Source organism: Pseudomonas sp. B26(2017) (assembly GCF_002113045.1).
GTDB lineage: Bacteria > Pseudomonadota > Gammaproteobacteria > Pseudomonadales > Pseudomonadaceae > Aquipseudomonas.
Map to the genome: position 1 here is coordinate 354,837 of NZ_NEJJ01000003.1, position 21,593 is coordinate 376,429.

12 protein-coding genes are annotated in these 21,593 nt (G+C 56.9%); 2 read left to right on the plus strand and 10 right to left on the minus strand.

All coding sequences use genetic code 11. The features are described from left to right. Window positions 1-155 precede the first annotated feature (155 nt). The 7 genes from CAF79_RS06940 to CAF79_RS28700 all read right to left on the minus strand — a co-directional run bounded on the left by CAF79_RS06940 (window position 156) and on the right by CAF79_RS28700 (window position 17,345). Window positions 156-845, minus strand: coding sequence for a hypothetical protein (locus CAF79_RS06940; protein ID WP_139832558.1), 690 nt, complete (start codon window positions 843-845; stop codon window positions 156-158). Between the two features lie 75 nt (window positions 846-920). Then, window positions 921-1,793: a hypothetical protein gene (locus tag CAF79_RS06945; RefSeq protein ID WP_139832559.1), complete on the minus strand. Its 873-nt coding sequence runs from the start codon at window positions 1,791-1,793 to the stop codon at window positions 921-923. A 76-nt stretch (window positions 1,794-1,869) separates the two neighbouring features. Beyond that, window positions 1,870-5,592 (minus strand): hypothetical protein, encoded by a 3,723-nt coding sequence (locus CAF79_RS06950; RefSeq protein ID WP_085697199.1) that lies wholly within the window; start codon window positions 5,590-5,592, stop codon window positions 1,870-1,872. Then, a complete protein-coding gene (locus tag CAF79_RS06955; protein ID WP_085697200.1) occupies window positions 5,585-9,667 on the minus strand; it encodes a neuraminidase-like domain-containing protein in 4,083 nt (1,360 codons plus the stop codon). The genes CAF79_RS06950 and CAF79_RS06955 overlap by 8 nt, the downstream gene beginning before the upstream one ends. Before the next feature lie 54 nt (window positions 9,668-9,721). Continuing rightward, complete coding sequence (locus tag CAF79_RS06960) at window positions 9,722-13,351, minus strand: Tc toxin subunit A (protein WP_085697201.1); 3,630 nt, start codon at window positions 13,349-13,351, stop codon at window positions 9,722-9,724. Window positions 13,352-13,469: 118 nt separating this feature from the next. Continuing rightward, window positions 13,470-16,412, minus strand: coding sequence for a hypothetical protein (locus tag CAF79_RS06965; RefSeq protein ID WP_139832560.1), 2,943 nt, complete (start codon window positions 16,410-16,412; stop codon window positions 13,470-13,472). Between the two features lie 372 nt (window positions 16,413-16,784). Further along, window positions 16,785-17,345, minus strand: a complete 561-nt coding sequence (locus tag CAF79_RS28700) for a hypothetical protein (RefSeq protein WP_139832561.1) — start codon at window positions 17,343-17,345, stop codon at window positions 16,785-16,787. A 517-nt stretch (window positions 17,346-17,862) separates the two neighbouring features. Between CAF79_RS28700 and CAF79_RS06970 the strand changes: the two genes are divergently transcribed. After that, entirely contained in the window at window positions 17,863-18,267 is a 405-nt protein-coding gene (locus CAF79_RS06970) for a DUF6124 family protein (RefSeq protein ID WP_085697203.1), read from the plus strand. A 54-nt stretch (window positions 18,268-18,321) separates the two neighbouring features. Here CAF79_RS06970 and CAF79_RS06975 read toward each other — a convergent pair whose 3' ends face one another. The 3 genes from CAF79_RS06975 to CAF79_RS06985 all read right to left on the minus strand — a co-directional run bounded on the left by CAF79_RS06975 (window position 18,322) and on the right by CAF79_RS06985 (window position 19,936). Then, complete coding sequence (locus tag CAF79_RS06975; RefSeq protein WP_139832562.1) at window positions 18,322-18,750, minus strand: hypothetical protein; 429 nt, start codon at window positions 18,748-18,750, stop codon at window positions 18,322-18,324. Window positions 18,751-18,970: 220 nt separating this feature from the next. Further along, entirely contained in the window at window positions 18,971-19,330 is a 360-nt protein-coding gene (locus CAF79_RS06980) for a PilZ domain-containing protein (RefSeq protein ID WP_085697205.1), read from the minus strand. A gap of 219 nt (window positions 19,331-19,549) precedes the next feature. Further along, the gene (locus CAF79_RS06985; RefSeq protein WP_007951249.1) at window positions 19,550-19,936 is read right to left on the minus strand and encodes a tol-pal system YbgF family protein; all 387 of its coding nucleotides are present in this window, start codon (window positions 19,934-19,936) and stop codon (window positions 19,550-19,552) included. Window positions 19,937-20,109: 173 nt separating this feature from the next. Between CAF79_RS06985 and pyk the strand changes: the two genes are divergently transcribed. After that, complete coding sequence (gene pyk, locus CAF79_RS06990) at window positions 20,110-21,561, plus strand: pyruvate kinase (RefSeq protein ID WP_085697206.1); 1,452 nt, start codon at window positions 20,110-20,112, stop codon at window positions 21,559-21,561. The last annotated feature ends 32 nt before the right edge of the window (window positions 21,562-21,593 follow it).

Genomic DNA, 21,593 nt, shown 5'->3' on the forward strand with positions numbered 1-21,593 from the left:
CAATCAGCATTCGTCCCACTAGCCCACCGTTTTTGGAAGCTACGACCAATGCAAGCCGCTCTCCTGCAAGAGCTGAGATGTTGACCATCCAATTTACCCATCCATTGTCATTCGCAGACTGGAATACACCATCCGGAGGGACGGATGAAATACCGTCATTCAGAAAAATTGCATACTCCTGAGACGTCGTTCCTGTATCGGTAATTCGAACAAAGTGGTCTTTGTTCGCCTTCAAAAAGCTGCTCCCCGATTTCAGTCGGTATGAACTGAATCGATGACGTTCCGTCGTCCAAGGTCTGGGTCTTTGCCAACTGTTTTCCTGCGAACTCCCATTCAATTTTGACTTGACCCATTGCCAACCCGCTCTCTCTATCAACGATTTTGATATGGGCGCTTGTTGGTTCGCCGAAAAATATCGTTGAGTCTGGAGTGGTCAGCGACTGAATGAAGAAATCATTAAAGATCATTCCCGGATTTCGCGGCGATTCTGGCATTCCCAAGTTAAAAGGCATTGAAAAATAAATATCGAACTGACCGTGTTGCGCCTGCCTGGTTGAAATACTCCATGTCACGCTGCTGAAGTCGTGCGGATCTCTGACTAATTCCACCAGCTGCGTCTCAGAAGGCGAAAACTCGATACCGTCGCGAACGAAGTGCGATACGCAATGCAAAGCAATGGGCGATTCGGGATCGCCCGTAAAATGGCTACCATCAAACTCCAAAGTCAGCTTACAGCCTTCGCCCGCTACAACCCTCAATACCAAATCATCCCATCTCTTTCGAGCACTATTGAGATGAGGTCTGAAATTGGCGCGCCAGGTCGAATACATTGAATACTTTGACATTCGCAATTCGCCTATTTAATAAATATCCGTTGAGATATCGGGCCTGCTAATCATGCCCGCCTTAAAACTTCTCCATCATTCACCATCTAAAACTAAAAACGACGATGACGCGCTGCTTTCTGCCTGGGCATACATATGTACCGACAGCCTCCCTGACCCGCTGCGAACAGGTGTGAATATCATGGAGACTTCTCCCCGATCATTCGAATAGCTCATATCGATATTTTTTCCGTCTAATGCCAAAACAACTTTTACCCCCTCTAATCGGGACAATGAAAACCGCTCCTGAGCTACCAGTCTTATACGAATGGTTTCTCCAAGATTCAGCCTTTTGGGTTCGAATGACGCTCCATAGAACGTTGCATCCGGCATAGGCAGCCCCGTGATTTCCAGCGTCTTTGAATCGAGATTTCCGGAAGGCTGACCCACTGCCAAAGTATGCTCGCCCAACTCGGCATTTAAGGTGTTTAACGCATTGCCATCGGTTCCCGAAATGGAGTCTGGTAAAGACTTCTCCGCATAACTCCAATTGAGCGTGGCCCCTGGCTGAGGTCGACCGCTGGGGGAAGCCAGCACCAAAGCCTGTGCATTGACTGCATATCCAACATAAGTCACAGGTCGATCGCACCTAAGCGAGTCGATAAGCACGTCCTCTATTTTTCCCGGTACCGACGGTGAAGGCGGCATCCCTGGATAGAAAGGCATCTCAAAATGCAGTTCAAACGGTGCACCGGATGTCTTGCGGGCACAAATATGCCAAGTCAGTTCGATAAGCCCCTCTGCCATCTCGACCAGTTGTCCAAACGGTGGATCACACACCAGCCCCAACGAATCTCCGCCCGGCTCACAACACAATTTCAGAGGGGACTCCGGATCGCCAATCAAATAGCTGTATTCAAACTCCAGCGTCAGGTCGACGCACTCTCCCGCCATCAGAATCAAATTCAATTCAGGCCACCTTACTTTCACGCCATTCACGTATGGCCTGAAGTTCTGTAACCAGGTCTGAGAAGTAACAGATGAACTATTCACTTGGTATCACCCTGAATTCGAGATATTTTCCTGCCCAACCAGCAAGCCCGCCCACCACGGTCGCTTCGAGAAGCGCACGGTTCATGTTGGGCAATCTGAATTCCACCTTCGCCTTTCCCGCACCGTCCGTCGTCGACGGCGGAAGGATGAGGTCCAAAAATGCCCATTTGACTTCGACGTTCTGCAGTGGATGGCCATTGCGGGCCGACACCACCAGGATCTCTGCTGAAACTCTTGTTCCAACTGGACCTGAATTATTCGGACTGGTGAGCGACGCTATTTCCCGCGGTTCCAACAACTCATAGGGGAGCGTAACCGACTGCGAAGACGCCCCCGTCCCCACGGAGCAAATCACAGCTGACGGACCGGGAATCTTCGGAACGAACCGCACTTTCGCATTCCCGTAATAGTCAGTGACCCTGGTAAAAATCTCTCCGTTTTCTCCTGAGCAATTGACCTCCACACCGACCATCGCCTTCCGGCTTATCGACGAGAAAACGCTCACGACTCCAACAAACGCCTCTCCCCAATAAAGGATCGGGTCTGCACGATTGGCTGCACTGATCGTCAGCACCTGATCGCCCTTCCCCACCGACATATGCATCGGTGGGGACAGTCGCGCCAGCCGCTCGGCGGCGAGGCGTAGTGCGCAGCTGCCGTCCTTCAGATCCTTTACAGAGAACGGAAACTGCAAAGTACCGTTGAATACTCGTGCCAATCCAAGCGTGTTGGCCGGGATGAAAGCGAACCCCAGCCCGGCAGGCCCCTCGCCGCTCATCCCCAGTGTCAGCGTGCGTCCGATCAAGGCATTGCCGACGGGTGCCGAAACCTCAAGCGCATGCTCCGCGTTGCGGCGCGGGAAGTAGGTTTTTGTACCGAGCCGATGTTGGGGCAATCCGTCGAAAGCGGACAACATCTGCTCCCAGGGATCGACGCCCAAAGCGTTAACCGCTGTCGAGCGCGACTCTTGAAAGTTGTCAAAACGGCTGGTGATCGAACCCGTGACCGGATGCACTCCGGGGGATTTCGGTTCATACGCATAACCGCTTTTACCCTCGTCATCGGTCCTGACTTCAACCGTTGTGCCTTCGGCCTCCCATGTCACCGGCGCACCTGCAACCGGTTCACCGGAAAAATGAGAAACCACCCTGGCCCAAATCCACGCCTTGTCCATCCCGACGACAGGGTCTATCGCAGGACCGCGCAGCACCGTCAGCCTGAGCTTGTTGTGATCCAGCACCATAGGTGTGGCAGTAAAGGCAAAACCAAGCTGAGGCAAAGACAAAGTCAGCATGAATTGACCGGCTACCGCACTGATAAAGTCCAGCGCCCATATCGCCCCGCTGGCGTCCAGACGCTGCGGCCGGTCCAGCGCAGGGGTTACCGTGGCACCCAAGTCGGCGGCAGACGCTCCCGTCCACTCCAGAAACAGGTCCAGCCCCAGCAATGGGCTGAGCGCATTGGGTAACGCATTGAACTGATGAAGCGCACCCAGGCAGGGGTGGAACGGTTGACCGGTCAGCTGTGCGCAAACCTGATCGAGCAGCTGGCTCAGCTCTTCCTTGAGATCCGGGTGCATCAAACGCCCGGACAATTCGCGAACACTGGACTCGCCTTCAATATGCAACTCGACTTCGAACGGCCGGCTTTGACTGGTGCCTGCCTGAGAGGAAAGCGTCCATTCCACACCTTCGGGGAGCAGCGTTCTGGGTGACCCCGGCTCACTGATGGTCAATCCGATCACAGGATCCGCACGGCGCCAGTGCAGGCTGATATTTTTCCCGATCCACGGGCTGGCCGTGTTCGGCAGGACTTTCAGGGTATGGGTCTGTCCACGACGGCAGAGCAACCCAAGCGTATTGCGCTCGACTTCAACGCCATCAAGAAAAAACCCGACGTTGCTTTTCCAGGGGCTGGTTGCAACCGCAGAGATAGCAAAAGTCCGTTCGACCGGTATGGCGTCCGGGTGCGCCCGGATCTGTACAACAACCGAATGGTTTCCGGCGCTGGTCGGCTGCCAGGTGAAGCTGGTCCAGCCGCCCGCGCCCGTGGTCGAATCGACAGCGCTCCCGTCCGGCGGCAGCCACTTGACCAACGCTCCCTGAACCGGCTCACCGCCGCCAGCCGCCACCAAGTGCAATACCTCGACCTGAACGGTAGCACTTTCATTCTCATCCACGACGCAGGTCTTGTCCGCCTCGCGCACTCTGCCAATCTCGATCTCGTTGCGTGCCAGGCGCATGCTTTTATAGGGCGATGGCTTGAGCAATTTTGAGCAGATCAACTGCAACTCGAACCTGCCGTCCAGCTCATCCGCGCTTGTCAACGTCCAAAGCATTTCACGCGTGGACGTTACCGGCACATGTTCCTTGATCGCCGGGCTGACTACGACCTTCAGTTGCTCTTGGGAGTCGCCCTCCCATTCAAGTGACAGGGTCGTACCGACAAGAACCTCTGGCACCCTTGCCAACAGGCGATAAGTCGAACCCCGATTTGGCCATCCGGTCTTCAACGCCCAAGGGGTTGCCTCGTCAGCGACAACGGCCATGACCTCCCGCCAGGGATCCGTCTCCAGCCCCCGCACTTCCATGCTCTGCGTCACAACACCCGAGGCGTAATAAAGGCTCGCGACCGAGGCAACGACGGTGAAGGTACCCGCGAGGTCCGGCGTAAAGTCGAAGTACGCCCAGCCTCCAGCATCGGTGACCGCAGCAACCTGAATGGATGTCCCGAGCACAGTCCAGGTAACGGTCAGCCCTTCAAGTGTTTCGCCCGTGTAAAACGATCCCACCTGCACACCCAACGTGACGCTTTCGTTGTACTCAAGTACTGGAAAATAAGCCGCCTCCTGCACTTGCAGAAACTTCAATCGGTGATGCCACAGCGAAGCCGCCAACCGATAGGGTTCGGCGGTGTACTGATTGAACAGTGTGAGTGTCATCGGGTGTGGCGCAGTCAGGTCGAGCGGCGGACAACGCAGCGAACGACGCCCGTCCAGCGGATGATCAACCGGCCAGTCAGGCTCGGCGATAATCGCCCCAAGCGGATTGTCGTCAACCTCCAGGGAATAATCGGTACCCTGCCAGGTATTCCCGTCTGCGACTTCGAATCCCAGCTGATGGACCCCAAGGTCCTGCGCCCCCGGGCACAGAGGCACCAGCGCGGTCGGCGGGTGTGACTCCTCGTCGAGGATGAAGGCCTGCAACACCAACGGCTGCAGATGTATTCCGATGGTGATGTCAGTGATGTACAGCAACAAATGATAGTCATCAGGCTCACTCGGCGGGCTGGTCACACTGAATGTCAGAGTCGCACCCTTGCGGAACGTCGAATCCAGCGCAACCTCGTACAGAACCGGCTCAAACGCCAGCGGCTGTCCTGCGTTGCGTTGACGACCAGGAGGAATCTGAATCTCCAGTGGCGGCATCCCCTCGCTGCTGATGCGTACAAAACCTGTGCCGGTATGACGTGATTCACACAGAAATTTCAGGACATAGATCGCGTCAACGCCAGGATCCATGGGGGCAACGATTGGCTGGCTGGCTGAGGCCGCATAGCCGACGGACAATGTATTGACTGGCAGGCCGTTGTATTCCTGTCCCACAACCCGAACCCAGGTACTGCCTCTCGGGGACACCGTCCAATCGGTCAAGGTCTGACGGAATGACCCGTTTTTCACCAGGCTCTGGTTGGCGAGCACGTTCTGTTTACGCATGTCTGCCCGCTCCTTTGCGTTTTTTGTTTTTGTCGGGTGACTCGGCCAGGGTCACCATGTCCTCGACCTGACGCATGAAAGTCGGCTCGCCCGCCCTGGCGGTAAAACAGATCTCCAGAATGATGTCCGTCAGGGAGTCCAGGATGGCAGCCTGTGGTTCTTTTTGCGGCCAGGGGAACTTCAACTGCCAGCAGGAGACCGCTCCGGTGTTTTCGAACGGATTGAGCAAGCCTTCGTCAGGTTTCTGACCGGTCAGGCCGTTGTCGGCCAGTCCCGTCGATACGACAATCGACTGGCCGGCAAGCAGGTTGATCAACACATCGGAAGGCGCCACGGAACCCGCTGGGTCATGTAGATGCGCGACCGATTGCGCTGTTGCCTTGGTTGCGATCTTGCTGCTGATCTGCACCAGCGTTGCATGCACATCCTGAAAAGCGCCTTTCACGACGGGCAGATGGACCGCGACCGAACTGATCTGCCGGCAGTAATGCCCCGGATGATCGCGATCGAACAGCAATTGGGTCAGGCAGAAATCCAGCGTCCCCTTTGACTTCAGTTGCGCCAGTGCGTCCGACCAGCTGTAAAGAGCGAACTGAGGATCAATGGTGTCATCGAACAATTGGCGCAGGGATACCGTCTTGCGCAGCTCCAGCCGTCGCTGATAACGCTGCATGTAGTCATGCTCCATGCCCAGCAGCCACATTCGCAGATGCTCACCTGACGTCAGGCCGTGGCGAGCGTCCAGCCAGACCTGTGGTAACGGGCGCGGCGAATCGTAATCGCCGGTCTCGGCGCTCATCGATGCCTGCGCACTGCGGCACAGGCTGACAACGGCATCGTGAGCCTGATAGTGCAACGCTTTGAGCTGCCCCAGCATCCATCTGAACAGCTCGGCCCGGGTCGCGCGTTTTTTGAGGAAGTTGAAGATCGTCAATGCGTGGGCATTGGCTCGCCGGGTCTGCTCCAGATTGGTCTGAGCCGCCAGCACTGATTGTCTCTGCGCGCTGATCTGTGCATCCAGCGCGCGGACTTCCGCAAGTGCCTGATTGCGCTGCAGGCCCCAATCATTGCGCCGGCGACGGTAGGCTTCGGTCGTCGCTTGTTTGTCGGCCTCTATTTGCATGACTGAGGCGGCAATGTTCAGCCCGTACACCACGGCATCGAGGGTTTGTTCAAGCCTGTGTCCGCCGTTCGCCAATCCAAAAATGTTGGGTACCGAGGCAATGACTGCCACACCCGGCTTGAGGCTGGAAGCAATGAGTGAAAGCTCTTTCGATGACTGAATCTTGTCCATCACCTCGTATTCGACCGCCGAAATGTCTTCGACATAGAGTCGGTCATAAGCGTCGGCACGCTCCTGTGCCACGGCTTTGCTCTGCTCCAGCGCAGTGACCTGCAGGCGTAACTGTTCGAGGGTCTGCTCCTGCATTTTGTGAGCAAAGTCGCCCAGCTCCACCAATTGCTGTTGCTGGGTTTCCTGCAGCTCAGCCTGGTCCGCCCGCTCCATCAGACTCAGGACCAGCGCACCAAACTCCGACAACATCTGCGCTGCGCGCAGCCCGACCTCGAACGAGACACGCCAGCGGAAAGCGATGACTTTCAATCGACCGCCCATCGCTCTGGGCGCACCACTGCTCCCGGCAGCCAGATCGAGCATCAGTTGTCCCGGATCTGCGGGCGCAGAGAACAAATCAATGAGCAGTGGCGTACCGTCGATGCTGCGATTGCTGCGCAAGTTATCCAGGCGTTCGCCAGGCAACGCGTAAAGTCGAAGCAGTTGCTCATTGAGTGGGTTGATGAAAATGTCCGAGCCGAGCAACCCTGAACGAGCGTCGGCATCGGTGGCCAGCGGGAAATCCCCAAGGCTGAACGCCAGTGTCTTTTCAAAGGCCTCAAGCCTGGGTCGCGACTCGCTGGCGGACAAAAGGGCGCCGAGCGTGGTCGATTGCCAGCGGTTCACTGCGCGAACCGATGGTGCCTTGCCCATCAGAAACTGGGCATGGACGTAACACAGTCTGGCCGCTGCCAAACTGTCTCGGGTCAGTTGGCGATAGTACCAATCCCCCTTTGCAATCAATGTCTGAACGTACTCGCAGAACACCAGAATCCGGTAGTGCCTGGGCGCCCCATAGGAAATGGCATCGGGGTCCATCGGGTTCCAGGCTTCATGTCCCGGGTTGCCGTCGCTGTTCAACGGCCGGCATCGCCAATACTGCGGTCTCGGGTTGTCCACGGGCGGATCCTCCGGATCGGCCGGTGCCTGGGGATCGAACAGGTAATTGAGCCAGTCGAGCGCCTCCTGAAAACGCTCCTCATCGCGCAGACGCGTGGCGACCAGATGCGCCATATGAAAGAACAGCTCCCAGAAATGACGGCCGTTGGCACTGTCGAACGCACCGTTTGGCTCTTCGAAGGGCGCACTCGAAGGCCCTGGCTCCTGCAGGAACTGAGTGAACCAGTCCAGCACGGCATCGACGGAAATGCTGGCACGCGACACCAGTTCGGGGCCGAACAGCGTATTGAGCCGGGTGAACTTGAGCGCAAGATGCGCTTGGTTGAACGATAGAAACTGCGCCGCGTTCTGGGTGTTCTTGAGCAGGGTCGGAACGGCGAAATCCGTCAGATCCTTGACCCGCACCTCAAAGCGCTTGATCCCTTGGGCGGCACTGCCGAATGTGAAGACAACCGGTTGTGTCCAGGAACCCTTGGGGCGAGTAAAAACCTGCGAAATGGTGTTCCAGCCACCTGCCCGTGAATAGTTTGCGGTCAATGGTTCGGGGTCGGTAGGAAGCTTGTCTGTCAAGGTCAATGTCAGGGAAACGTCGGCTCCGGAAAGCCCTGTCACCCAGCAGTAACCCTGAACCACCAGCACATCATCCGCGCCGACGCGATGAGCCGTGGCGTGCAGTCCCAGAAACCCCGTCAGAGCGCCTGCCTGTGATTCACTGGCCACCACCTCCGGCTGATTCATCAGCGGATGTTGAATCATCTCAACGCCAGTGAAGCGCTTGCTCGCCACATGCTCGAGCCACGCGCCATTGTCATGAGGGACTGCGCGCAAGAACACATCACGCACGGAACTCTCTTTGATGGCGTCAATGCCCGTTTTTTCGTTGGTCAGCAACACCCCGAGCTTGCCCTTGGGAATTTGATAATCAGCCCAGACAGTGGCGATCAGTCGGGCACCCACTGGAGAGGTTTTTTCCTGATATTCCCGAGAGAGCAACGTCGTCGGCGGCGACCACTGATCGTTCTGGCGCTTGAAAGCCACGTAAACGTCCAGTTTGTCGGGTAAAAACTGATCCTGTTGCTCGACCCTGTCGCGCCAGGTGGCCCACACGATACACAGCCGCCCGTTCCAGACCACAGGCCGCATGTCCAGCACCTGTATGTCCACAGGGATATCCACGGGCAGCGGCTCACTCCAGGCTGCCGGGTTCAACGCTTTTTCTGCGGATCCGAGTTCAACCTCGGCCTTTCGCCAATAGTATTGGCGCGGATCACTGCGTGTACGACTGATGAAATAGTAATCCGCCAGCTCCGGAGACTTACCGTTCAAAAAGGCACTGACGATGTCCAGATCGCAAACTTTCACAAACTCTTCGAGATACGCCTGCATCGCTGCCTGAACGCTGTCGGTCGTGAGGCGTGCCTGGTTCAAGTCGTTTTCAAACGTTTTGAACAGGCTGGTCTTGCCAATACGCACAGACGGGTGAACGACGTTTTCCGGATAGGTCTGGATCATCCTCACCGCCGCCCAGGTCGAGTAGTCGCCGGAATACTTCCACGCCTCCAGATCCTTCTTCTCGAATTCGACTTTCTCAAAGCCGGGCTCGAGCTTGTGATACACCGCGCGGATGTACTGCTGCACACAACTCACCGCTTCGGCGACCCAGGCGCTTTGCACCAAATGGCTATCCAGAGGATCCAGCCGAAGCAGTTCCAGCAGATCTTCCGGCGTTCTCACAAAGGGGTATTTTTTAACGTTGTCTTTGCGGATTTGCCCGATGGCGTATGCAAGCAACGCCTGACGACGCTTTTCCTGCATCCCGCCAATGTTGCCAATCGTTGCCATGGTCGTTGCTCCTGAAGCAATCATCGAAACTGCGCGTCCCGCGAACGATCCTTCTCAAGCCGGTGGCAGGAAATGAATCGGTTCGAAAACAGCGCTGATGTCACTGCTCTGGCTGCGCACGGAAAACCTGAACATTCCGCCTTCAGGTGCGTGGATGAACACCTTTGTCAGCCCTTGCCGATCGGTAAAGGCTTGTCCCGATGGGCGGATGATGACTGACTTGTCTTCATCCCCTTCGACAGGTTCGGCGAACCACTCTACGAGCTGGTTTGCCCCAATGTTTTTGAAGTCGTCACGCAACTCGGCGTACAACTGCACTTCCTCGCCCGCCTGCACGCTGGTCAGCGGAATGAGGGACATCAAAGGGCCAGGGAAGAACAGTGTTTGGGCGTCAGGAACAACCCGGATTTCGGGCGCGCTGACCGGCTTGAACAGATCCATCCAGAAGCTTGGCGCATCGCTGCCCAACACCGAGCCTGGGATGAACTCGGCCCTGAGTTCTCCGTTTTCATCGGTGGTCTTTGTCTCAATGGTGCCGAGACTGGCTTGCCACAACACCCTGATGCCCTTCAGTGGCGCTCCTTCGGCATCCTTCAGTGTCACGGTGTAGGTGATTTTCGCTCCCGGTTTGTTGGCCACGACGTCGGTGTTGTCCACCACACATGTCCTGACGACCAGTTGCTCCACATCAAGCGGGAACTGCGGATCAGGCGCTCGCGTTTCCGACTGGCTCAGCAGGGCGTGCTCTGCCGCGTCAGCGTAGGCCGCCTTGTCAATGGACTCCGGCAGGTTGCCAAGCTTGAAAATCGTCCGGGCATCCATACCGCTGTGCTCCGCCAGCGTGCGGATGCGCATCAACAGATCCAGTTGACGCAGGGTTTTCAGAATCCTGAGGGATGGATCGATGTGAACGACGCAATCGCGCACCTCCTCGACGCTCCAGCGAAAGAACCTCGCCAACTTGATGTAGCCGGCTTCCTGGGTAAGCCTCAGCGAATCTCCGGCGATGTTGTCTGGCAGATTGCCGACGGCCCGCAGATAGTCCAGCAGTTCCTGCGCAGGCTGCTCGCTCATCTCGAACGCACGGGTGAGCGCCGTCAGGTAATAGAGCGTGCTCATCGAGAACTCGTGTTTGCTCGATTGGCCGAGCCAGGCCCGATGACCATAATCCAGATATTCCTGTAGCACGGCGGCACTCAGCCCCAATGCTGTCACGACCGCACTCAAGCGTTGAACATTGGCCAAAGCCTTGAGCAGCGGATCCAGTTCAACCAAGCGCTCGCTTCGGACATTTTGCGGGTTCTGTGCGACGCGCTCGGAGACCTCGCGCAACAGTCGATAAACCGTGGTGTCGGCCCAGGTGAGAACTCCTATTACCAGCTCGGAATCAAGGCTGGTCAGGACGGCCAAAGCTTCCTTGGCCAACGAGACTTGCGCCTCTCTGGCTTGCAACAGAACACCCAGCATTTTTTCGACGATGGCGGCCCGCAGCTCGGGAGCCATGACCGGGAGACCATCCTGCACTGCACGGTCCAGTCGCAGGCGAGCTTCGATCAGGTATTGAGACTCGCTCCCGGCGAAATCAAGCACCAGGCCATCGGCATCGGCCAGCGAAGCCAGGAAATTGAGCCAGTTCCCCGCAGGCACAGGCGGCACGTCGGCCATCAGGATTCCGGCATTGGTCAACAGGGCCGCTGGCAGAAGACTTGCGACATTGTCAAAGAATTGCAGCTGAGCTGCGGAAGCCGTGCCACTGGCTTGGGGTTCTGCCACCATCTGCAACATCCCGAGTACCGGCAGGTTGCGATCCTTGCACCAGACTACGCACGAATGCAGGGCATAGATGAGATTCAAGACATCCGGCGTTTCGCCCGGTCTGGTATTGATTCTTGGCAAACCCGCCAGCCCTTTGAGCCAACTTTTCCCCTCTCCCATCAAGGTCAGCATCAGCACAATTTCCACCGGTGTGACGCCCAGCAACCGCGCCAGCTTCACCAACCGGTAAAAGGCTGAAACGACCACTGGCGTACGTTCCAGGTCTTTACCAAGTCCCAGAGCATCGGCTATCGCCAGTGCCAGGTAACCGTAGGTCAACAGATCGATCTGCAGACCGCTGCACAATTGAATGACCGTCGGGTCGCTACTACCTGCTGCAGGTATCGCCGGAAAATCCTGGCCATCGAGCATGAAGGGCTGGCGATAGTCATCCTGCCCGTTGAACACCTGATCGAACAGCGAGCGTTCTTCGCCGATTCCGTATACCGGCATCTCATCCAGGAAGACGGCAAAGTCCAGCGCTTTACATCCATACCTTTCACGCAGCAGCTGGAACAGTCCCAGTGCATGCACCACGTTACCGGTTATCCACCACTCACCGGCCGTCGCACCACCGCGGACTTCCGCGCGCATGGCGGCCGCCAGCATTGCATCCACCTCAAAACTGCGCACGTTCAGCCATTTATCCAGACGTACCTTGCGGTTCAGTCGATCGTAGAATTCGAAATCGGCTTGCCTGTCCGGATCAATCGTCAGTGTTTGACGCAAGCTTGCGTCATCTGCAACAACGATAGGTGGTTCGGTTGCGGCGTTTACGTAGACTGAGCCGAAACGTGCGCTTTGCGGGCCAGGTGGCGGCTCATCCGCGAATGTCACATTCGCGGAACGCACCGGTGAATACGCGCGGAACGACAGAAGGGATTCAATGCCGGGGACATCGAGTGAAGTCCGCTCGCCGAAAAATTTCAACTGATTGAGATTCTGATACTTATCGTAATTATCCGATCCATAGTTGCCGTTGAAGAAGTCTTCCCGGTCTGCGAAGGCTACTCGCGCCTCAGTCAACAACGTTCGCTGGTAAGGCCCCAGACGCGATGCATGGGCCAGCGCACGGCGGGCCTCGTCGCCCCAGCCGTGCGCTTGCAGAAAGTAAGGAAACTGCAGGTCAACCATGTGCGCAAAATTACCCACCGACATGCCCAGTTGCCGGGTAATCGAGTCGACGGTGACCCAATGCTGGAAGTAAGGCAGTTCATTGGGGTAGCGCGCCTCGATCAAGGCGTCTACCAGATCGGTTACAGCCCCGTGTGTCTTGATGTACGTTTCCAGCACCTGGTTGATGATGTCGACCGCAGAGATCGACTGATAAACCGCGTTGAAATCGACAACCAACCGTTTAAGGTCGGTGCGACGGTTGTGCAAAAGGTAATCGACCTCAGTGTTCCCCACCTTCTCGATACGCTCGCTGACCCACTGCAACAGCTCGACCAGATAAGCCACAGGTGACCATCGGCTTTCCAGCGCACTCGGTGGGCAGGAACCGTCAAAATTCGGGTTGAGCAATGTCTCGAAAGTGGGTCCCGGAACCATTGAAAGCAGCCCGCTTGATGGAGCTTTTTTTTGCGCTTTTCCGATTGTTTCCTGATGGCCTCCCGTCAAGGTGTGCTCGATGAACCGACGCCTGATGTAGATGGCCATACTGCTGGCCTGGCGCAGGAACGCTTGCGCATCTTCGCGACTCATCCGGTAATCCTTCACCAGCCCCTGAATACCCTTTTCCACCAAGGGAAAAATCGAACCACCCTGGCTCAGATAGGCTTGCAGGCCAGGATACTTTTTGCGGCGCGCACGGGTAGGGAACAATTGTTCATACATTTGCTCGGCGGGACGTTTGCGGGTCTTGGCCATGGTGAATTTCCTTGCGGCAAAAGCCATCCCGACGACCCGCACTTGTTGTCGGGTCATCTGTTCGGTTGACTCGATTTGGCGCCAGTCGGCGGCTCATGACAACTGTCAGAAATGACAGTCATGCACGCCGTTTGTCGGGACGATCAGATGGATTCTTGCCTGGCGCCGTCGGCTGGACCTCGAAGCGCGAGCTCAATACATGATCAGAAATCGTCGCGCCGCCTGCATCATCGGTGATGGTTTGCTGGATCTCGCACCATTGGCCGCCAGAAGGTAACGGTCCCGTCGCATCGCCTTGCCAGTTTCCGTCGGAAACCGGGGCTTGCGCCCACTCTTGCTCAGGGTTGTACCAGCTTCGGACCTGCATGACGCCCGCCCGGCCCAAACCTGCAAAACGAACCGGATCACTGACCGATTGCCCCTCGGCGGGTTTCTCGAGGACGGGTCGGTAGGTGCCCAGATTCACTGCCCGCGCAGCGGAGCCGTCGGACTGGAAGTCGTCCCAAGTGGCTGTCACCACCAAGTGGTTTTCTCGAGAGGGCTGCGTGACGTTCATGGCGACTGACCAGGTACGATCGGCCTGCACCGTGGTTTCTCCTGCCTTCACGGCGCCGACACGGATCATCCAGACGATGATCCTGTCCCCAGGCACGCCGAAACCTGACGCGACCGAGCCTTGGCCCACATGCGCTCCCGGCACAGGAGTTTCCAACACCGGAGGGGCTGGAACCACGCTGTAGCTCACCGTCACGCTGTCTTTGGAGGTCTGGTCTTCGAAATATTGCCTGGCCCGAATGATTTTATTCCCCACAGGCAATGTCACTTCGCCTTTCCAAGTGCCGTCGAGGCCTATTGGCAACTGTTTGAGCAACGGCTCGGCAGCACCTTCCAGGAAAACATCGACCGTCCCCAGCGGTTCCCCCTTACCTTCGATCATCGATGTTCGCGTCAGCCTGCCGCCCTCTTGCGGTGATGTGAAACCTGGAGCCAGCAACACGACATCGAAGGGATGCGACTCACTGTCCGCTGACTCCCGCCCATCGATCTCCTGTTTTGCCCGAACCACCCAACGGCCAAATTTCAGTTTCTCAACAGGGATTTGCCATGCCCCGTCGGCAGTCAGCTTTTTAGAGCCCAAAGGAGCGCCGCTCACGTAGTCCCACAAAGAAATCGTGGCACCGTTCATACCGTCCGTCCCTTGAAAAATCACGTCACGACCGACCTCGGAATCCTTTACAGGTACGGTGATGAGCGGCGCGATCATAGGCTTGAAGAGCCGGAACGTTTCGGTGGCCGCAGGCGAAGGCTGCTGGGCGGCAATCTGGGTCGCCGTAACGGTATGGTCGATCTCCGGGGCAAAAGGTTGCGCACGCCGATAGTTCCAGGTTCTGCCGGTCACCGTGGCGGAGTACGAGGTGCCGCTACCGCTGAACACGAGATTGACCTGGGCGTTCAATTCGCAGGTGCCGGTGAAGGTGGGCGACAGTCCCTCAGGTGGAACCCTGTCAATGCCGGGCGCAATCGGAGGGATGCGGACTTTGTGCTCGACAAAGTCGGATTGCTGGGCATTCAGGGATTGTCGGATGCGAACGATTCGATCATATGTAGGCCCCCATTCGACATAGGCCTTACTGGACCACTGGCCATCGGAACCGACCTGGGCATCCGGGGCGATTTTAGTGGTCCCGTCAGGGTCATAAAGCGACACCGTCGCGCCTGAAACTCCTTTGCCAGAGAGCGTCGTACTGTAAACCGGAGTGGAGACCACATCGGAGGGAGGCGGAAACTTGAACAGGTATTCGAACGGAAATGGCACAGATTCGATCCAGCCCCCAGCGTTGTTGGAAACCTTCTGGATCGCACTCATCTTGTAGAGGCCATCTGGCCAGTTCGTTGCGCTGGTTTCCCACTTGCCGCCGACTACTTTTGCCTCTCCCGGTGCTGATCCACCCGGGCCGCTGATCACAGTGATCACGACCGTGGCACCTTCATGACCGTCACCGTCAAACTTCACGGTGGTTGCAACCGGGACCGTGACGTTGACTTTGGTCAATGCGGGAGGGCGGATATCGAATGCCCGGGGCTGGCTGAAGTCGGAAGGGTTGATGCCGGTTCCTGTCTGCCCGGCGACCAGTGAACGTCGTCCGGGGTCGACTGTCACGGGCACTGTCCAGTTGTTACCCGTGACCGATGCCTGGCCGACCTGCTTGCTATGGTCCAGGTCATAGACTATCCGCATGATGGAGCCGGCGACTCCGCCTGTGCCACCCACCGTAAACGCAGAGTTCTGTACTGAGCCGGCTGCCGGACTGGAGATAACAGGTGTTGTCAGCTTTACCTGTACCGTAATGGATACCTGATTTGACGCCGTTGTATTCCCCTCATAGGTCTGCGTGGCTTGCAACGTAATGGGACCGAGGGGCAGCGGTTTGGTGAGCGATATATTCCATATTCCACCCGCAACAGTTCCACTGCCATACACATCGGCGGGGTTACCGGCTCGATGAACCGTTACGCTTGCATTGGTTTGCCCCTCTCCGGAAACAGTAGGTTGAAACGTCGTTACGACGGCATTGTTTAACGGTGACTTGATGACGATCGAGGCTATTAACGAGACATTAACCGTACTGGAGTTGCCCGAGTGATAGGTGCCAATTGTTTGCCTGGCATAAAAACCCAGGCTGTTGCCTGTCATTGTGAGCGTCTTGGTCCAGATACCTGAGGGCTCAATGACGGCATCTCCCAAAGATGCATTATTACTGGCGTCAAACAGCGAGACTGTACCTACACCGTACTCGCCACCCGAGCCTGTGACATTGAACTGTTTTGCCGGCACGTGCGCACCTGAAACGGGGGAAGTAATTGTTACCGGCGTGACGCGCAGGGTGACACTGATCGAGGTGTCTCCCGACTGGGTTGCAATAATTCGGTAGGCCCCGGGAGCAAATGTCCCGGCCAGGAGGGCAGACCAGTCGTTTCCACTAAAAACCGCAACCTGCTCCTCCTCGGGCTTTGCATTTGCACCGTAATATATGCGAACTACAACGGGCAAATTGTTCACAGGCACTGTTCCCGCCACTAGTACTTGAGCGTTCCTGGAATAACCATTATTGACTGGCTTCGTAATAACTGCGCTGCCTGTGGGCATTTCACTTCCTTGAGCCATGACACTACCCTCTAATATTCATTCACATTAGGTGCGCAACAAAAGCAGCTTCCGACAAATGCAAACCCCTACCAACATCAAAGCAATAAAAACACTCACTACCAAATATTTCTTATTACAGAACGTCAGCCCCCCCTCACATGACCATAATCACGCCTAGAAACAGGATGACTGCAAATTACAGCGCCATCGGACTGAGCCTGAACAGCTCGCCGCCCTTTTCCCACAACGCAAGCAACGCTGAAAGCACCGTTTAACGAGCCACCGCTACTCATATTTAAAAGTATGAGTAGCTGTGGCTTTTGGATCACTGCCACTTTTATCAAAAACAAACTCAACCTCACAGAACACTGTCTTGTCGGACTTAGCTCCAATATACCCGCCTGTTGACCAACTTATCCATTCACAGGTCTGCCACATAGCGTCTGGCGATCTGTGATTTCGCCATTGCGTCGGACTCCCATAAATACTCCAATTAATATTAGCCTTATTCCCACCATCTCCATCCTTACATATCCGATATTGAACCGAATAACAGTAAAATATACCACCACTATTCCCCCACCAAAAATTAAGTGAGAGTTCCCCTTTAAAATAGCTGGCTTCAGCAGCCATCGTCTTGACATCACTGCGCAAAGAGCGCAACCACTCCAACCACTGTTCATCATCAAGAGACTGATTCGCTTCAATACTCCTCAACTCGCAAAACTGCGAACTACTCTTTAAATCAATTGTTTGTAGTGATGCACTCTCCGCAAACTTCCTTAAACGCTCGAATGCATCAATTTGCTCCAGAGTAAGCTCATTACCTTCTTGAATGGTAGTCATGATCAATCTCCGATTAAATAAAAACGCCCTTACATCACCTATAGAACTCTCCAACTCGGACTTTTCTCTGAAACGATGAGTGAACGCGTTGAGTTGATTAAAAACCTTTGCTCTAAATTATCCACCTGTAAAATCTGACAGTCCCGACAAGCGGTAACTCTTCCCACAGCCCGGTCCGGCAGCGTCCTGCAAGTCGTAACAGCGGGCTACGATGCCTTGTGCCATTGCCTACAAATCCCTCAGAATCCGCCGGCTTGTGCGCCTTGGCGTTGCCCCGTAACTTGATCCCCGTCGCTGCCAATCAGCGGCCGGGTTTAGTCGCCCGGGGTCTTAGTACGTTGCGCATAAGCGTCATCCAGTCGGGTATTCCCTATCCCCGCACTCGATGGTGGCTGTTCGCAGGGCGCCCTCGGGCGCACCGGTACGTACTCCCGGTCGACTAACCTGCTTACAGCCGCCACCCCCTTCTCGTTTAGTCGCGAGCCAGATGGTGGCCCTAACGACGAGTACGAAATACATGAAAAAGCCAGTTCCAAATCCCCCTTCGGACACCGATCCAAAGGACCCGACCGATCAACCCGATACGGTCTCCCCCTACGCTTCCATCGATTCAAAGAAACTCCACGACGCGGCCCACAAGGCCCTCGATTTCTACCTCAATCCCAAGGCCGAAAAACCGCGCAATTCCGTGGATCGCGGCATGCAGATGTTCAAGGTCGATCCCGAGATCAACCCCGAGGCAATCGCCATCCAGACCTACGAGACCTTTTCTTCAGTGAGCATTCTGCTGCTCGACCTGGCCGACAGCCTGGACGACAAGCCGCGGCATCTGGCGATGGCGATCTATCAGTTGAGCGAGATGGGATTGCTGCTGGCGGAGAGGACGCTGGATAACGAGCGGGCGATTGCGATAGGCGCGTAAAAACTACAGGGTCGCCACATCCGGCAGATGGCGACCCTTTTGCACGACGCAGATTCACGACAAAGGATGAGTCAGGGTCTTCTTCGCTTCCATGGTTACGGTCTTGTCCGGAGCATTGAAGATAAATGTGAACGTCATCTCAGCCTTGCCAAACGGTGTCGGTACAATGCCCGTCCCTTGAACCGCATGCTCCCGGCCATCCGTAATTGCAACGTCGGTCAGTTGTTCATCAAAGTCATCACCCACCTTCAACCGAATGGTTCCAACTCCTTCCGGAAGTTGGGTCGCCCAATACCTGCTGACTTCAAAACTGAAGTTTTTACCGTCGGGCCCAAATTCCGCCGTCACATAAAGCTCTGCGCATAATTCCTGCTCACATCCCAATAGCACATGCTCGTTGGCAGCGAGATTGGCTTGTACGTTCCTTTGATTGCCTGACATGGTCCACTCCTCAACGGTGATGGGTTGAACTTGCTCGGTCATCGTGACCAAGCCTGATCCCATTCAGCGCCAGAGTTCATGGCGGGCACACCTGTAATATCTGACAGTCCCGACAGACGGCAGCCTGCCTCATCGATCAATGCGACGGCCTGGCGTTTGGTTATTGCATTCGTCGGATCGCACCCGGCAAGCCCACTCACACCGGGATCAGTGGCGTCGAGGTGGGGCGGATTTGCCCGCGATGCTTTGGGGGGGATTTGAATCAGGCCGAAGCCGGCAACGGCTGAAAACTGAAGTATTGCTTCAACGCCTCGACCAGTTGCCCGTATTCCGGCGGGGTGCGGAACAGGCTGAAGCCGGCATCGTAATACCGGGGCGTGGCCTCTTCATGGCACCACAGGCAGCAGGCGCTGAGGTCGATCACCTGCTGGCAGCCATCGCCCAAGGGGATTTTCAGACGCAGTTTGAATTCGGCACCGATCATCATCGGCAACTGGCTGATCAGCATCAGCCCGTCTTCGGAGACGTTGCCCAGAAAGCCGATGGGTTTGTCGGTGACGCTGTTGAACACTCGCAGAAAATACGGCAACTGGTGCCGTTCGATTCGACGGTCGGTAAACATGAGCGTATCGCCATGCAAGGCCCGGCAAACGGGCCGCACTGTGCTTCGGAACGAACCTGTCCGACAGGCCCGCTCTCCCCGCTCCCGGTGTGGCGCTCGCCACGTATTGCTCATGCCAGTCGCAGGTGTTGCGCCGGTCTGGAGTCCAGGCTCTAAACCGGTGTCATTGGACTATAGCTCACCCTATACAGGCAGCCAGCTTTTGTATGACAACCGCCATCAGAATCGGGTTGGACGCACCACGGCGGCTGCGCTGCGAGTCGGGTAGTGACCCAGGCTCTGCAGGGTTTCCAGACGCGCACGGGCGCGGTAGGCGTATTCGCTGTTGGGGTACGAGGCGATGATGAACTGGTAGGTCTGCGCCGCATCGACGAACATTTTCTGCCGCTCAAGGCACTGGCCGCGCATCATCGAGACTTCCGGCCACACGTAAGGGCGGGCCCGGCTGGCGCGTTCGACCTTGGACAGCTCGAGCATCACCTGCTCGCAGTTGCCCCGGTCATAGGCGCTGTAAGCGTTGTTCAAATGATGGTTCATCGACCAACGGGTGCAGCCCGTGACGGCGAGGACGCTGAGGGCAAGGGCGGCAATGGGCACGAATCGCATGGGGGTTCTCCTGTCTTGTGCTCTGTATCGACCCCTGGTCGGAAATCTTCAGGCGCGTTTGTCCCAAAGTTGCCGTGTTCAATAAAGAAAGTATTAAGTAGTGCAAACGAACAATGACTACACCCCAAGAGCATAGTAGCCTTCGCTGGCGCTTGAACTTGAGGAGTCTTTGCATGTCCGTCCGTCGTACCAAAATCGTCGCTACCCTTGGCCCGGCCAGTAACTCGCCGGAAGTTCTCGAACAGCTGATTCTGGCTGGCCTGGACGTCGCCCGTCTGAACTTCTCCCACGGCACCCCCGACGAGCACAAGGCTCGCGCGAAGCTGGTGCGTGACCTCGCTGCCAAGCACGGCCGCTTCGTCGCCCTGCTGGGTGACCTGCAAGGCCCGAAAATCCGCATCGCCAAATTCGCCAACAAGCGCATCGAGCTGAAGATCGGTGACAAGTTCACTTTCTCCACCAGCCATCCGCTGACCGAAGGCAACCAGCAGGTTGTCGGCATCGACTACCCGGACCTGGTCAAGGACTGCGGCGTGGGCGACGAGCTGCTGCTCGACGACGGCCGCGTGGTCATGCGCGTTGAAACCGCCACCGCCACCGAGCTGAACTGCGTCGTGACCATCGGCGGCCCGCTGTCCGACCATAAAGGCATCAACCGTCGCGGTGGCGGCCTGACCGCACCGGCCCTGACTGAAAAAGACAAGGCCGACATCAAGCTCGCCGCTGAAATGGAAGTCGACTACCTCGCCGTGTCCTTCCCGCGTGACGCCGCCGACATGAACTACGCCCGTCAACTGCGCGACGAAGCCGGCGGCACTGCCTGGCTGGTGGCGAAGATCGAACGCGCCGAAGCCGTGGCCGACGACGAAACCCTCGACGGCCTGATCAAGGCTTCCGACGCTGTGATGGTTGCCCGTGGTGACCTGGGCGTGGAAATCGGCGACGCCGAGCTGGTGGGCATCCAGAAGAAAATCATTCTGCACGCACGCCGCCACAACAAGGCGGTGATCGTGGCGACCCAGATGATGGAGTCGATGATCCAGAACCCGATGCCGACCCGCGCCGAAGTGTCCGACGTGGCCAACGCCGTGCTCGACTATACCGACGCCGTGATGCTGTCGGCCGAATCCGCTGCCGGCGCTTACCCGCTGGAAGCCGTTCAGGCGATGGCGCGTATCTGCGTCGGCGCTGAAAAGCACCCGACCAGCAAGACGTCCAGCCACCGCATCGGCAAGGAATTCGAGCGTTGCGACGAGAGCATCGCGCTGGCGACCATGTACACCGCCAACCACTTCCCGGGCGTCAAGGCGATCATCGCACTGACCGAAAGCGGCTACACCCCGCTGATCATGTCGCGTATCCGTTCGTCGGTGCCGATCTACTGCTTCACCCCGCACCGCGAAGCCCAGGCCCGCGCGGCAATGTTCCGTGGCGTGTACACCGTGCCGTTCGACCCGGCGTCGCTGGCCCCGAACGAAGTCAGTCAGAAAGCCATCGACGAGCTGGTCAAGCGCGGCGTGGTGGAGAAAGGCGACTGGGTGATCCTGACCAAGGGCGACAGCTACCACACCACCGGCGGCACCAACGGCATGAAGATCCTGCACGTGGGCGACCCGCAGGTCTGAGTGACCGGTTGCTGAAAACGAAAAGCCCTGCC